The organism is Aeromicrobium sp. Leaf289, assembly GCF_001423335.1.
Lineage (GTDB): Bacteria > Actinomycetota > Actinomycetes > Propionibacteriales > Nocardioidaceae > Aeromicrobium.
In genome coordinates this window covers 130542-144883 of the sequence record NZ_LMNK01000003.1, presented here as the reverse complement: position 1 = coordinate 144883, position 14342 = coordinate 130542, and the positions used below count along the sequence as shown (strand labels likewise).

At 73.4% G+C, this 14342-nt stretch carries 14 protein-coding genes; 5 read left to right on the top strand and 9 right to left on the bottom strand.

The genetic code is table 11. The features are described 5' to 3' along the window. Positions 1 to 6 precede the first annotated feature (6 nt). Positions 7 to 504, top strand: coding sequence for a hypothetical protein (locus ASF37_RS11815; RefSeq protein WP_056552394.1), 498 nt, complete (start codon positions 7 to 9; stop codon positions 502 to 504). Between the two features lie 43 nt (positions 505 to 547). On the opposite strand, the gene ASF37_RS11810 is transcribed toward ASF37_RS11815, so the two are convergent. Further along, complete coding sequence (locus ASF37_RS11810; RefSeq protein ID WP_055968861.1) at positions 548 to 814, bottom strand: helix-turn-helix domain-containing protein; 267 nt, start codon at positions 812 to 814, stop codon at positions 548 to 550. Positions 815 to 943: 129 nt separating this feature from the next. Between ASF37_RS11810 and ASF37_RS11805 the strand changes: the two genes are divergently transcribed. The 4 genes from ASF37_RS11805 to ASF37_RS11790 are packed head-to-tail and all read left to right on the top strand — an operon-like array spanning position 944 to position 4584. Further along, a complete protein-coding gene (locus ASF37_RS11805) occupies positions 944 to 1615 on the top strand; it encodes a hypothetical protein (RefSeq protein WP_156364654.1) in 672 nt (223 codons plus the stop codon). Then, positions 1612 to 2832: a hypothetical protein gene (locus tag ASF37_RS11800; RefSeq protein WP_056574375.1), complete on the top strand. Its 1221-nt coding sequence runs from the start codon at positions 1612 to 1614 to the stop codon at positions 2830 to 2832. The genes ASF37_RS11805 and ASF37_RS11800 overlap by 4 nt, the downstream gene beginning before the upstream one ends. Positions 2833 to 2870: 38 nt before the next feature. Beyond that, on the top strand, positions 2871 to 4271 hold the full coding sequence (locus ASF37_RS11795) for a wax ester/triacylglycerol synthase family O-acyltransferase (RefSeq protein ID WP_055968855.1): 1401 nt from the start codon (positions 2871 to 2873) through the stop codon (positions 4269 to 4271). 1 nt (position 4272) lies between these two features. After that, positions 4273 to 4584 carry a hypothetical protein gene (locus ASF37_RS11790; RefSeq protein WP_055968853.1) on the top strand — a complete coding sequence of 104 codons (312 nt, stop codon included), beginning with the start codon at positions 4273 to 4275 and terminating at the stop codon, positions 4582 to 4584. A 90-nt stretch (positions 4585 to 4674) separates the two neighbouring features. Here the strand turns inward: ASF37_RS11790 and ASF37_RS11785 are convergent, their stop codons facing one another. The 8 genes from ASF37_RS11785 to ASF37_RS11750 all read right to left on the bottom strand — a co-directional run bounded on the left by ASF37_RS11785 (position 4675) and on the right by ASF37_RS11750 (position 14130). Then, on the bottom strand, positions 4675 to 5160 hold the full coding sequence (locus ASF37_RS11785; RefSeq protein WP_055968850.1) for a DUF2505 domain-containing protein: 486 nt from the start codon (positions 5158 to 5160) through the stop codon (positions 4675 to 4677). A 24-nt stretch (positions 5161 to 5184) separates the two neighbouring features. Further along, positions 5185 to 5961, bottom strand: coding sequence for a PspA/IM30 family protein (locus tag ASF37_RS11780; RefSeq protein WP_055968848.1), 777 nt, complete (start codon positions 5959 to 5961; stop codon positions 5185 to 5187). 74 nt (positions 5962 to 6035) lie between these two features. Next, the gene (locus ASF37_RS11775) at positions 6036 to 7784 is read right to left on the bottom strand and encodes a TPM domain-containing protein (RefSeq protein ID WP_056580761.1); all 1749 of its coding nucleotides are present in this window, start codon (positions 7782 to 7784) and stop codon (positions 6036 to 6038) included. Positions 7785 to 7845: 61 nt separating this feature from the next. Next, on the bottom strand, positions 7846 to 9075 hold the full coding sequence (locus tag ASF37_RS11770; RefSeq protein ID WP_055968845.1) for a bifunctional glycosyltransferase family 2/GtrA family protein: 1230 nt from the start codon (positions 9073 to 9075) through the stop codon (positions 7846 to 7848). After that, positions 9072 to 11246: a glycosyltransferase family 39 protein gene (locus ASF37_RS11765; RefSeq protein WP_200931226.1), complete on the bottom strand. Its 2175-nt coding sequence runs from the start codon at positions 11244 to 11246 to the stop codon at positions 9072 to 9074. Before ASF37_RS11765 ends, ASF37_RS11770 begins: the two co-directional genes overlap by 4 nt. A gap of 77 nt (positions 11247 to 11323) precedes the next feature. Then, complete coding sequence (locus tag ASF37_RS11760) at positions 11324 to 12763, bottom strand: cell wall metabolism sensor histidine kinase WalK (protein ID WP_056580757.1); 1440 nt, start codon at positions 12761 to 12763, stop codon at positions 11324 to 11326. A 22-nt stretch (positions 12764 to 12785) separates the two neighbouring features. Next, positions 12786 to 13508, bottom strand: a complete 723-nt coding sequence (locus ASF37_RS11755; RefSeq protein ID WP_056552371.1) for a response regulator transcription factor — start codon at positions 13506 to 13508, stop codon at positions 12786 to 12788. Between the two features lie 166 nt (positions 13509 to 13674). Further along, entirely contained in the window at positions 13675 to 14130 is a 456-nt protein-coding gene (locus ASF37_RS11750; protein ID WP_156364653.1) for a hypothetical protein, read from the bottom strand. Positions 14131 to 14342 lie beyond the last annotated feature (212 nt).

Here is a 14342-nt window from a genome sequence, read left to right as displayed (position 1 = left end):
GCTGCCATGCGCTGGGACCGACTCTTCGCCGACCTCGAGGCCGCCGCGGACGACGACGCGTTGGTCGAGCGCGACGCGATGGTGGCCGAGCTGCGCGACGAGGAGTGGTCACGGACGCCGTGGCGCGAGCTGCTCGGCGGTCAGGTGGAGGTCGAGGTCGCCGGGGCAGGTCGGCTCGGCGGGACCGTGGGGCTGGTCAACGAGCAGCTCCTTCGTCTCGACGCCGGGGGGCTGGAGCACGTGGTCGCGCTGGCTGCGGTGCTGGGCGTCCGCACGGACGGACGTGCGCCGGCGCTCACGTCGGTGGACGCGCGACTGGGGTGGGGCCACGTGCTCCGCCGCATGCGTGACGACGGTGACGAGGTGCTGCTCGTGCGTGTCGACGGCTCCAGCCTGCGTGCGCGAGTGGAGCAGGTGGTCGACGGGGGCGTGCTGGTCCGCAGCGCGGAACGGACCCTGCTGGTGCCGCTGCAGGCGCTCGCGGTCGTCACGGTCCCGCGCTGAGACCGGATCGCCCCGGCGACGGGCGAGGATCGGAAGGCGGGGATCAGACCGTCGCGTCGTCGTCGCTCGCTAGGTCGGCGTCGGCCAGGTCGCCCTCGCCGAGGTCGGCGACGGCCTGCTCGGCGCGGGCGTACTGGCGCTGGATGTAGTCCTCCAGCTGGTCCTTCTCGACCCGCCACTGGTTGCGGCCACCGATCTGGATCCCCTTGAGCTCCCCGGATCGCACGAGGGCGTAGACCTGTCGAACCGTCACGTTCAGCACCTCGCCGACGTCGGCCAGGGTGAGGAAGCGGGGGGACCCATCGGACATGGGTCCCAGTTTTCCACGCTGCGGTGTCACGTCGAGTCGCGGCCGTCCGACCTGTGGACGACCGGACGGGGGACCGTTCTCCACAGCGAGGGCTGGACGCCCACGCCGTCGCCCAGTACAAACATGCCCATGGCGAACTGGCGGGGGCCACGATCGAGCGGCGGGACGACCGGACGGACGGGCGCAGCGGCGCGCGTGCGTCAGCAGCCGTGGAGCGATCCTCGGCTGGTGCTGGGCGTGCTGCTCGTGCTCGGCGCGACCGTGCTGGGTGCCTACGTCGTGGCAGCGGGCGACGACACGGAGCCCTACTGGGCGTTGAGTCGCGACGTCGCCGCCGGAGACCCGGTCGAGCGGTCCGACCTCGTCGAGTCGCGCGCGCGTCTCGGTGAGCGCGCCGCCGGCGCCTTCCTGCGCACCGACCAGGAGCTGCCTGCCGACCTCGCGTCCCTCAGGTGGGCGCGCGCTGGACGCGGCGGCGCGCTCGTGGAGCGGTCCGCGATGGCCCGCGACGGCGCCGGAGGTGCGACCGAGCTGCCGCTCTCCGTGCGGCTCGGCGCAGCGCCCGACGACCTGCGCAGCGGCGACCGGGTCGACGTGTGGGTCGGACCGTCGCCCGAGGACGGTGCCGAGGCGGGCGAGGCCGCGCTCGCACTCACCGACGTTCCCGTGGTCAGGAACGGTGCCGTCGTCGGCGCCGGTGGCACGCGCACCGTGCTGGTCGACGTGGCCGGGCTCGACCTCGACGGCGAGATCGTCGCGGCCCTCACCGCTCGCCACGTGACGATCGTGCGTCGCGCATGAGCGGCAGGCCCCACCGTCGGGTCGTCCTCGCGGCCGCCGGTGCGGGGTGGGAGGTCGACGCCGTGCGGGAGCTGGAGTCGGCCCGTGACCTCGTGCTCGTGCGACGGTGCGTCGACGTCGCGGAGCTGATCGCGGTGGCTCAGGCGGGTGGGGTCTCGGTGGCCGCGGTCGACCTGTCCGTCCCCGGCCTCGACCTCGAGGCGGTCCGAGCGGTGCGGGCGGCGGGGGTCACCCTGGTCGGGCTCGGACCGACGGATCGCGCCGAGGCCCTGGGCATCGACGTGGTGGGCCCGGGCTCGGCCGTCCTCGACGCCGTCCGTGCCGTCGAGGTGTCCGCGACCGCCACGGGCAAGGACCTCGCACCCGGTCCTGCGTCGGTCGAGCCCGGCGGGCCTTCGGACGTCGCGGACGGCAGCACCTCGCGGCGACGCGGCACGCTGGTGGTGGTGTGGGGGCCCGCGGGCGCGCCGGGGCGCAGCGCGGTCGCCCTGGCGCTCGCCGACGAGCTGGGCCGCGACGACGCCCGGTGCGTGCTCGTCGACGCCGACACCTACGGCGGTGCCCAGGCGCAGCAGCTGGGACTGCTCGACGAGGTCTCCGGCCTCATGGCCGCGTGCCGCGTGGCCAACCAGGGCCGGGACGTGGACCTGGGCGAGCACCTCCAGGCCCTGCGTCCCTCGCTCTCGGTCCTCACCGGTCTCCCGAGGCCCGACATGTGGATCCACGTCCGACGCGCCGCCCTCGAGCGCGTGGTCGAACGGCTGCGTGACACCACCGACGTCGTGGTGGCCGACGTGGGCTTCTGCCTCGAGCCGGGTGAGGGGGTCGCCGGGGCGGGCCGCAACCAGGCCACGGCGGCCCTGCTCGAGCTCGCCGACGTCGTCGTCGCCGTGGGTCGGGCCGACCCGGTGGGCCTGACGCGTCTGGTGAGGGGACTGCACGACCTCGACGACCTCGGGGTCGTGCGCCCGCTCGTCGTGCTCAACCAGGTGCGCGCCGGCATCGGCTGGGGTGCCGAGGAGCTGGCCTCCACCGTGCACCGGCTGGCCGGCGCCCGGCCCGTCGCCCTGCTGCCGCAGGACGGCCCCACCCTCGACACCGCCGCGCTCCGGGGTGCCACCGCGCGGGAGGTGGCCTCCGGCTCGCCGTTCGTGGCCGCGGTCTCCGACCTCGCGCAGCACGTGCTGGGGGTGACGCACACCGCTGTGTCGCCGTGACGGCGGTGGTAGGTTCGTCGCGATCCGTGAGGAGTGAGATGCAGCGACTGAGTCCGCTGGACGCGATGTTCCTGAACCAGGACAGTCCCGACGTCCCGCGCCAGGTGGCGTCGCTCGCGATCCTCGAGCCCGGCGGGGCGTTGACGTACGACCGGCTGATCGGTGTCATCAACGAGCGGCTCGACATCGTGCCGCGGTACCGCCAGGTGCCGCGCAAGGTTCCGGGGGCGCTGGGGACCCCGCTGTGGGTCGACGACGAGGGCTTCGACATCTCCCTTCACGTGCGGCGGTCGGCCCTGCCACGTCCGGGGACCCGCGACGCGCTGCACGAGCTGGTCGGCCGGCTCGTGGCCCGCAGGCTGGACCTCGACCGTCCGCTGTGGGAGCTCTACCTCATCGAGGGCCTCGAGGACGGCAGCGTGGCGCTGCTGTTCAAGGCCCACCAGGCGCTCGTCGACGGGTCGGAGACGATCGACCTCGCCCAGGTGCTGCTCGAGGAGACCGACCGGGTGCGCGAGATCCCTCACGAGGACTGGAACCCGCGCTCCGCGCCCGGGCCGCTCGGCGCCGTCTCGGCCACGCTGGAGCGGAACGTGCGTCATCCGGGCGAGGCGCTGCGGATCGCGGAGCTCAACGTCGGTCGCGTGGCGCGACACCTCCCGGTCGTGGGCGGCGGACCGGTCGCCACGCGCGGCGTGCTGTCGGCGCAGCTGTCCCGCCACCGCCGGTTCACCACGCTCTCCACCTGTTTGGACGACTACCGCCGGGTCCGCGACCAGCACGGCGGCACCGTGAACGACGTCATCCTCGCGGCCATCACGGGTGGCATCCGTGGGTGGATGCTCACCCGCGCCGAGCCGGTCACCGCCAAGACCAGCTTCCGGGCCATGGTGCCGATGTCGGTGGTGGCCGACGACGGCCTGCCGACGTCGCTCGGGTCCAAGGTCCGCGGGCACCTGCTCTCGCTGCCGGTCGGCGAGTCCAACCCGGTGGTCCGCCTGCACCAGGTGTCGTACGCCCTCAAGGACCACCGCGAGACGGGCTCGGCCGTGGCGGCCAACCAGCTGGCGAGCCTGCCCGGGTTCGCGACGTCGACGTTCCACGCCGTGGGCGCGCGCGTCGCGGCCGCCGAGACGTCCCGCGGGCACCAGATCACGATCACGAACGTCCCCGGCCCCCAGGAACCCGTCTACATGGCGGGCGAGCAGCTGGCCGAGGTCTACCAGGCGATCCCGCTCATCGACCATCGAGCCGTGTCGATCGCGGTCACGTCGTACCACGGTCGCGTGTTCTTCGGCATCGTCGCCGACCGTGAGGCCGTGCCCGACGTCGACGTGCTGGGGCAGTGCATCAGCGAGGCGCTGGAGGAGCTCGTCGAGACCGTCGGACCCCGGCGCGGGCGGGCCCCGCGCGGCCGCCAGAAGCCGCGACGGGTCTGACGTGCGGGTCTGGGTGGGCGTCGACGCCGACGGCCTGCGCCGGCTGCGCGACGGTGGCGCGCTCGGCGGCGAGGTGGTGGCCGCGGAGTCCGAGGACGAGCAGCACGAGTACGAGGCGCTCGTCGCAGCGGCCGAGGACGGCCCCGTCGTGGTCGTCGCCGACGTCGAGACGACGGACATCGATGGCGCGACGGCCCTGGCCGACGTCACCGCGTCGGACGTCGAGGCGCTCCACGTGGACGCCGACGGCAGCGGTCAGCTCGCCTGGTACGCGCCGCAGGAGATCGAGGCCGTGCTCTCCCTGCTCGGCTGACCACGCCGCACGCCCCCGCGCCAGGACGACACGGCGCGGCACGACGAAGGGCCCCGACCGACCGGTCGGGGCCCTTCGCGTGGTGCTGGATCAGAGGCGGGTCATGCCCAGCTCGACCTCGTTCTTCAGCGAGCCGCGGATGGCCTTGGCCACCTCGGGCTCGATCTTCTTGCCGATGAACGGGATCTTGACCGTGACGTCACCGTTGACCGTGAACTCGGTGCCGCCGCCCGTGGACTCGAGCACCGCGGTGCCGAGCATCTCCGCGGGCTGGCCGATGATGCTGACCTTCACGTCGGCGCGGCGGCTGCCGTCGGCGGCGGGAGCGCTCCACTTCTCGGTCTGCTTGACCTTGACGGTGTCGCCGGTGAGCTTCTTGACGAAGTCGGGCATCTCGGCCGGCTGGGTGCGCACGATCGTGATCGTGACGCCGTCACCGGACTCGTCGACGTCGACGTCGATGTCGCTCGCGCCGGACTCCTCACCGGACTCGGTGCGGAACTCCTGGCTGGAGATGAGGCCGAACACGGCCTCGACGTCGGCATCGCCGTAGGAGTAGGTCTCGTTGAACTTCATGGCGTCATCCTTGCAGGTCTCGGATCAGGGCGTGGTCTGTTCGGGGGCGTCCTGGCCGGCCTCGACCTGACCGGCCGGGGCAGCCCCGAGCTGGCCCTTGAGCTCGGACAGCCGCGCCTCGATCTCGAGGGCGGTCGAGTCGGCCTCGAGCTCCTCGAACTGCGAGTCCAGGCTGGAGGAGGCCAGCTCGGCCTGGCCGGCGACCCGTGCCTCCTCGCGGCGCACCTTCTCCTCGAAGCGCGAGAGCTCGCTCGTGGGGTCGAGCACGTTGATGGACGAGACGGCCTGCTGCACCTGCGACTGCGCATCGGCAGTCTTCTGGCGGGCCACGAGCTGGTCGCGGCGGGTCTTCAGGTCGTCCAGACGCGTGCGCATGGTGATGAGCCCGGTCTTGAGCTTCTCGACGGTCTCGTTCTGCGACGCGATGGAGGGCGCGGCGGCCTTCGCCTCGTTCTCGAAGCCGATCTGCTTGCCTAGCGCCACCTTGGCGAGCTGGTCGAAGCGGTCGGCCTCGCCCGTCTGGCCCGCCGTGCGCAGGGCGTCGGCCTTCTGGGAGGCGGCGATCGCCTTCCCGCCCCACTCCTTGGCGGCCGCGACGTCCTCGCGGTGGTCGGCCTCGGCGAGTCGGAGGTTGCCGATGGTCTGCGCCACGGCCTCCTCGGCCTCGGCGATGCTGTTGGTGAAGTCGCGGACCAGCTGGTCGAGCATCTTCTCGGGGTCCTCGGCCTTGTCCAGCATCGAGTTGACGTTCGCGCGGGTCAGCTGGGCGATGCGTCCGAGGATGGACTGCTTCTGTGCCATGGTGCTCTCTCTTCCGGTCGGCGTGCTGGGTGCTGGGTCGGGAGGTGCTGGTGTCGGGGTGGGTGGTCAGGATGTCAGAAGCGTCCGCCGCCGCTGCGCCGCGAACGTCCGCCGCCGCTGCGTCGGCTGCTGCTGCGCCGTGAGCTGCTGCTCCGGGAGCTGCTCCGTCGGGAGCTGCTGCTGCGGGAGGGGCGGCGGCTCCGGCCGGAGCTGCCGCCGAACCCACCGGGCAGTCGGGGCAGGCCACCGCCGCCACCGCCGCCCCCTCCGAGGATGCCGCCGAGGGAGAGGTCGTCGCGGTCGGAGGTCGATCGCCACGCCGCCACGTCGGCCTCGGCCGTCGACTGGGCCTCCTTGACGAGGGCCGCGGCGCGCTCGAGGGTGCGGGTGGCGCCGGCAGGGTCACCCGTCAGGGCGAGCCGTCCCTCGTCGAGCAGGCGCGCAGCCTCGGAGAGCCGGGTGCGGGCGGTGCTGCCGACCGCGCCGCGGTGCGTCTCGACGTAGGTGGTGACCGCCGAGACGGTGGCCACGACCTGTCCCAGCAGGTCGTCGGCGTCGTCGCGGATGGTCTCGAGGTCGGTCCGGGCCGTGTCGATGGCGTCGAGCAGGGCGGTGGCCTGGGCGGTGGCGTCCTCGGCCGTGCGCAGGTGCAGGGCGGCGGTCGCGGCGTCACCGCTCGTGAGGGCGCCCTGGGCGAGGGTGACCTGCTCGGCGGCCTTGGTCGTCAGGGACTCGGCCCGCACGACGTTGTCGGCCACGGCGGCCAGCGCGCTGCCGGAGTGCGTGGACTGCAGGGACTCGAGCGTGGCGCGGGAGGCGGGCAGCCGCTCGACGGTGGCGGCGAGGACCGGCTGGAGCGCCGCCACCGCCTCCGGAGCGCGCGTCTGCAGGTCGCGGACGGCGTCGAAGCGCTCCACCTGGGCGTCGAGGGCGTCGTCGACCTCGTCGCAGATCTGCAGGATCCGGGAGTGGAGCGTGCGGCGCTCGGCGTCCGTCTCGGGCTCGGCGTCGTCGAGTCGTTGACGCAGGGTGAAGGCCTCGCGGACGCGGGAGCGACCGTCCTCGATCACCGCGCGGAACTCCGCGGTGGCGGTCGTGCCGAACTGCGCCTCGGCGAAGCCGAGCTCCTGGGCCGAGGACTGGAGGGCGTCGTCGACGTCGACGAGCGCCTTCGCCGCCGCCGCCTCGAGCTCCTCGTCGGTGAGGATGCTGGCGGGGTCGACCGGTCGGCCGTGCTCGTCCACCACCGGGTGGGTGTGGTCGTAGCGGCGACGGGAGCGGTGGATGGCGTAGCCACCGCCGGCAGCGGCGAGGCCCACGCCGCCGACGATCCAGCCCCAGGGGATGCCCGAGTCCTGGCTCACCTCGGTGAGCCCCTCGGCCGCCCCGACAGCCGCACCCGCCCAGTCGTCCTGGCGCAGCGCGGGAAGGATGAAGTCGCGGTCGACCTTCTCGAGGTCGGCGTCGGAGAAGTCCTCGGCGTCGGCGTCGTAGCCGTAGGAGCGCTGGTCGAGCGCGATCGCCAGGAGGACGTCGGCGCGTCCGAGGCCCGAGCGTTCGGCGGTCTGCGCGGCCCACTCCGAGCCGGTGAGGCCGCCGAAGTCGCTGACGTAGACGACGAAGAGCTGGCGGTTGGTCTGCTCGTAGTAGGCGTCGAGCGCCGTCTGGACCTCGGCCGTGTCGCCGCCGAGGGCGTCGGCGCGGTCGGTGATGTTCCCCGTGACGTCGATCGGGTCCTCGGCTGCCGCCGGCCCCGCACCCACCATCGTCAGGGCGAGCAGCGTCGCGGTCACGGCCAGGGCACGTCTGACGGAGGGTGACATCACGTGTCGATCTTGGCCGATGGGCGGTCGCGGGACAACAGCCGGGCCCGGCGCGCCCGCCTCAACCCGGTTGCCGGTCGTCGGTGCGGAAGATCCAGGTCCGCATCAGGACGAACCGGGCGACGGTGACCGCGAGGTTGGCTGCGGTGAGCACCCCGACCTCCAGCACCCGGTGCTCGGTCCCGGCCAGGTCGTGGAGCGTCCAGAGGGCGCCGCTCGTCGCGAGGACCCCAGCTGCGAGCACCGCCAGCCCCTGCAGGTGGTGGACGGCGGCCCGGTCGCGACCACGAACCCCGAACGTGAAGCGTCGGTTGGCGGCCGTGTTCGCGACGGCGGTGACCAGCAGCGCCGCCATGTTCGCCCCCTGGGCGCCGAGGGACGACCTGAGCAGGAGGTACAGCGCGGCGTACGCGAGCGTCGAGAGCACCCCCACGAGGGCGAACACGACCAGCTGCGCCGACACCCCACCGCCGGCGCTGCGCCGCGTGGCGCGACCGAGCTCCTCGCCGAGCCGAGCCACCGGCACCTGCCCCCGCACCAGCGCCAGGCCCAGGCGAGCCATCCCACGCAGGTCGTCGAGCGCGGTGCGGACCACGTCGACGCTGCTGTCGGGGTCGTCGACCCAGTCGACCGGCACCTCGTGGATGCGCAGCCCGGCCCGCTCGGCCACGACGAGCAGCTCGGTGTCGAAGAACCAGGCGTCGTCGTGGACGAGGGGCAGCAGGCGCTCGGCCACGTCGCGTCGGATCGCCTTGAAGCCGCACTGGGCGTCGCTGAAGCGGGCGCGCATGGTGCCGCGCAGGAGGTAGTTGTATCCGCGCGAGATGATCTCGCGCCGCGGGCCGCGGGTCGTCCTGGCGCTGCGGGCCAGCCGCGACCCGATCGCGAGGTCGGAGTGTCCGGTCAGCAGGGGTGCGACGAGCGGCAGGAGGGCGTTGAGGTCGGTCGAGAGGTCGACGTCCATGTACACGAGGACGTCGGCGTCGGACGTCGACCAGGCTGCCTTGAGCGCGCGGCCCCGTCCCTTCTCGCCCAGCCTCACCACCCGGACGCTCGCGTGCTTCGCGGCGAGCGCGTCGGCGAGCTCGGCGGTGCGGTCGGTGCTGGCGTTGTCGGCGATCGTGACGCGAGACGGGAACGGCAGGGTGGCCAGGTGGTCGAGGACGGTCAGGACCGACGCGACCAGGGCTCGCTCCTCGTTGTGGACGGGAACGACGACGTCGATGGTCCCGGTGCGGCGGACGGTCGAGCCCGAAGTGTCGGCCGTGGCCGCGAGGTGCGCCGCGCTCATGCGATCCCGTCCGACAGGTCGTAGAGCGTGGTGCCGTCGACCGTGGTCGCGGTGAACGTCTCCTCGACCCACGCCTGGATCTGGGTGCTCGTGCCGCCGCTCGCGCCGGGACCGCCGCGTCCACCTGCCCCGCGTCCACCTGCTCCGCCTCCGCCGATGAACCAGTGGACCTCGCCGTCGGCGACGAGCTGCTGGAACTGCGCCAGGGTGGGGGAGGGGTCCGAGCCGTTGAAACCGCCGATCGCCATGACCGGCTCCTCGGTGGAGAGCTGGTAGCCCGAGGCGCTGTTCGAGCCGATCGCCGCGGCCACCCAGGTGTACGACCCCGCGTCCTGGGTGAGGAGGGCGTCGATGGCCTCCGACGACGTGGAGCCGTCGAGCAGTCCACCGGTTCCTGGTCCGCCCTGGTTTCCGCCGCCCGGGGCCGTGCCGGTCCCACCCGGAGCCCCCTGCGGTCCCGCGCCCTGGGGCGGCTGTCCCTGGCCGGTCCGGCCGTCCTGCAGCTGCGGCGGCTGACCACCGCCGGGGCCGCGTTGACCTCCCGGGCCGGCGCCGAATCCGCCGCGGCCCGTGCTGGGGCCGGCGGACGGGATCGACCCGGTGTGGGCGCTGCCCGCGGTGTCGACGGCGTAGGCCGTGGGCCCGGCCAGCAGGGCGACGAGGCTCGCGAGAGCGACGGCGAGCCCGGCACGTCGACGCAGTCGTGCGGGGACGAACTTCAGCAGCACGACCATGATCGCGCTGACGCCGGTCAGCGTGACCACGAGCGGCGCGAGCCAGGGCAGGAAGCCGTCGGAGCGTCCGAGCAGGACCGTCGCCATCGCCGCGGTGGACAGCAGCACGGCCACGGCGGTGACGGCCGCGGTCACGGTGTGCCGGTGCTGCCAGAGCACGTGGCCGCCGATCCCCAGGATCGCGGCGATCGCCGGGGCGAGCGCCACCGTGTAGTACGCATGGAAGATGCCGGCCATCAGGCTGAACGTCAGGCCCGTGACCAGGAGCCAGAGACCCCACACGACGAGCCCGGCCGTGACCGGACGGGTGCGACGGTCCTCACCGGCGCGGAGGGTGAGCCAGAGCGCCGCGACCAGCAGGAGCAGCGCCGCCGGCAGCAGCCACGCGACCTGACCGCCGATCTCGCTCGAGAACAGGCGCAGCAGCCCGGTCTCGCCCCAGCCGGCTCCGCCGCCGCCTCCGGGCATCCCGCCGCCGCCGACGGACCCCACCTCGTTGCCGTTCAACCGACCGAGACCGTTGTAGCCGAGGGTCAGCTCGAGGATCGAGTTGTCCTGCGAGCCGCCGATCCAGGGGCGGCTCGAGGCGGGCCAGAGCTCGACCGCCAGGACCCACCAGCCGCCGGCCACGACCATGGCCGCGAAGGCGACGACCAGGTGGACCAGACGGCGGGCCAGGGGGACGGAGGCGGCCAGCAGGTAGACACCGGCCAGCGCCGGGAGGACGAGGAACGCCTGGAGCATCTTGGTCAGGAAGCCGAGCCCCACGAGCGCCCCGCCGAGAGCCAGCCATCGCGCGGCACGCCGGGGGTCCTCGAGCGCACGGAGGGTCGCCGCCGTCGCGCCGACGAGGAGCAGCACCAGCAGGGCGTCGGGGTTGTTGAACCGGAACATCAGGACGGCGACCGGGGTGAGGGCGAGCACGAGCCCGGCACCGAGCCCGGCCCACGCGTTGCCCGTCGTGCGGCGCACCGTCGTGTGCAGCAGCGCGACGGTGGCCACCCCCATGAGGGCCTGCGGCACCAGGATGCTCCAGGAGGACAGTCCGAACAGCCGGACCGAGAGAGCCATCACCCAGATGGACAGGGGGGTCTTGTCGACGGTGATGGACCCGGCGGCGTCGGACGCGCCGAAGAACATCGCCTTCCACGAGTCCGACCCGGCCTGCGCGGCGGCCGAGTAGAAGGAGTTGGCCCAACCGGACGAGCCGAGGCCCCAGAGGTAGAGCGCCGCGGTGCCGACGAGCAGCAGCACCAGCGCCGGTCGGGCCGCCGGGTGGTCGGCGGAGTCGCCCCGCCACGCTCGGGCGAGGACCCCCGGCGTCCTCGACGTGGGCCCGTCGAAGGAGCCGGCGTCGGGGGTGCCGGAGTCGGGGGTGCCGGAGTCGGGGGTGCTGCGGGTCTGGTGGGTGTCGGGCATCGTGGCGGTCTGGTCCATGTCGCCGATGCTCGACGGCGCTCCTGGGGTGGCGCCCTCGGCGGACTGTGCCGCTGCTGTGAGCTGTCTGCGGGCCGTCAGGTCCGGGGGAGCGTGATGCCGAAGGTGGTGCTGCCGGGCTCGCTGGTGACGGCGACCGTGCCGCCGTGGGCCTCGGCGATGGCCGCGACGAGGGACGTGCCCAGGCCGGCGCCGCCGGACTCGCGGGTGCGCGACGAGTCGCCGCGGGTGAAGCGCTCGAACACCACGGGCAGCAGGTCGGGTCCGATGCCGGGCCCGTCGTCGTGCACCTCGACGACGGCGTGGTCCGCGTCGGGGAGGCGGAGCCGTGCCGTGACCACGGTGCCGGGTGGGGTGTGCCGGGAGGCGTTGCCGAGCAGGTTGGTGACGGCCTGGTGCAGGCGGAGTGCGTCGCCGGGCACCTCGATCGGCTCGTCGGGGAGCTCGAGGCGCCAGGTGTGCCCACCGTCGACCACGCGGGCGTCGCTCACGGACTCGGCGAGCAGGAGGCTCAGGTCGACGGGCTCGCGCTCCAGCGGGCGGCCGGAGTCGAGCCGAGCAAGCAGCAGCATGTCGTCGACGAGGGTCGACATGCGCGCGGCCTCGGACTCCACCTTGGTCAGCTGGTCGGTCCCGGTGCGCCGACCCAGCTCGGCGTAGCCGCGGATCGTCGACAGGGGCGTCCTCAGCTCGTGGGAGGCGTCGGCGAGGAACTGGCGGACCTGCTGCTCGCTCTCATGCCGGGCGTCGAGGGCCTGCTCCACGTGCGTGAGCAGCCGGTTGAGGGCCTCGCCCACCTGGCCCACCTCGTTGCCGGGGTCGGTCAGCTTCTCGGGCACGCGGACGGTGCGGCCCACCACGCCGCTGTCGAGCGGGAGGGTGGTCACCTCGTGGGCGGTGGCCGCGACCTCGCGCAGGGGACGGAGCTGGCGGCGCACGAGGACGACGCCCACGAGCCCGGCGGCCGCCGCGCCGAGCACGGTCAGCAGCGCCTCCCACCAGAGCAGGCGGGTGAGCGTCTCGTCGAGGTCGCCGGTCGGCAGGCCCTGGACGACGACGGTGCCGTCGGCGGTGGTCGTGGCGGCCACGCGCACGGAGCCGAGGCCGGGGAGGTCGACGGTGAGGGGCTCGTCGTCGGGGTCGACGTCGGCCAGCACGTCGAGGGCGGAGCTGGAGAGCGGACGCAGCCCCGCGCTCTCGGTGATCTGCACACCGGCTCGGCAGTCGTCGGTGTAGACGGCGGTGAGGCTGCGGGCGGACTGGCCAAGGGACGGCCGCGGGGGCTCGCCGCACAGGGCGCTGGGCCGGGGGCGCGAGCCGAACGGACCACCGGGTCCGTCGCCGACCGGGTTCCCACCGGCCTGGACCCGGGCGCGTTCGGTGGACTGCGCGAGCTCGGCGTCGAGGCGGTCGGTCAGGTAGGCGCGCATGACGAGGGTCGCCGCGCCGGCGACGAGCAGGCTGACGGCGACGACGAGCGCCACGACGGTGAGGACGAGTCGTCGAGTCAGGCTCATCGCGACGCTCGCACGTTCTCGCTCACGCGGGCTCGACCGGCTTGAGCACGTACCCGGCTCCACGCTTGGTGTGGATCATGGGCTCGCGACCGGCGTCGATCTTCTTGCGCAGGTAGGAGATGTAGAGCTCAACGACGTTGGCCTGCCCGCCGAAGTCGTAGTTCCAGACCCGGTCGAGGATCTGCGCCTTGCTGAGCACGCGGCGCGGGTTGCGCATGAGGAAGCGCAGCAGCTCGAACTCGGTGGCGGTGAGCTCGATCGCGGTGCCGGCCCGGGTCACGTCGCGGCTGTCCTCGTCGAGGACCAGGTCGCCGACGACCACCACGTGCTCGGCACGAGCCTCCCGGGCGCCGGTGCGCCGCACGAGTGCGCGCACGCGGGCCACGACTTCCTCGAGGCTGAACGGCTTGGTCACGTAGTCGTCGCCGCCGGCGGTCAGCCCGGCCACGCGGTCCTCCACGGCGTCGCGCGCGGTGAGGAAGAGGACGGGCACGTGCTCGTCGCGCTGGCGGATGCGGCGCAGCACCTCGAGGCCGTCGAAGTCGGGGAGCATCCAGTCGAGGACGACCACGTCGGGTCCGAACTCACGGGCGGCGTTCACAGCCGTGCGGCCCGTGCCAGCGGTGCGCACCTCCCAGCCCTCGTAGCGGAGGGCCATCATGAGCAGCTCGGCGATGTTGGGCTCGTCGTCGACCACGAGGACCCGCAGCCGGCTGCCGTCGGCGCGCGTGAGGGAGGCGTTCATGTCTCCAGTGTGGCCGGGCTGTCCGTCGGCTGTCCGTGAGTCACCTGTGACGTTCCTGTGAGCGCTGGTGCGGTCGGGTCCGCGAGGCGAGTGCTCGGCGTGCCGAGACGGAGACACCCTCCGGCCCTGGGTGTGGGCGGAGGGTGCTGGTGGTTCCGTGCTGCTCTCAGGCGGCGCCGAGGTCGGCGGCCACGGGGGCCTCGAGGGCGCGCACGCGAGCACGCGCGATCTCGGCGAGGTGCATGGTGCGGCGCGCCTCGGCGAGGTCGCCGACGGCGATGAGGTGGTCGACGAGCGGCTCGAGGTCGTCGACGTGCACGCCCTCGACGAGGCTCGCGTACTCGATGAGCTCCGACAGCAGGGCGCGCAGCAGCAGGTGGCCCTCCAGGTCGTCGTCGGTCGGTTCGTCACCGGTGACGAGGCGCAGCTGCTGACCGAGGTCGAAGGCGGTCTCGGGGGTGAGGCTGTCCTCGCGGGCCGCGGTGGCGACGAGCTCGAGCACGGGGCTCAGCCCCTCGCGCGCGGGGATGAGCGCGGCGCCGACGACCAGCTCGAGCACGCAGGCATGACGGGAGAACGCGTCGTCGCTCGACGGGCGCTCGGCCACATGTGTGATCGTCATGTTGAAACCACTTCTCCCCACTCCCATGAAGATGCTGGCAGGTCACGAGGCGATGGTCCCTAGTTCTTCAGGACCATTTCCGCGTGGCCGACACCACACAGGGTAGGCGACCCGGGTCTTTCGCCGCTAGTCCTTGGAAGGACCTCTTGCTCTCAGGGTGCCTCGGCGTGGCTCGAGGCTCATGCGAAGGGGGGCACGACTTCTGGGTCGCC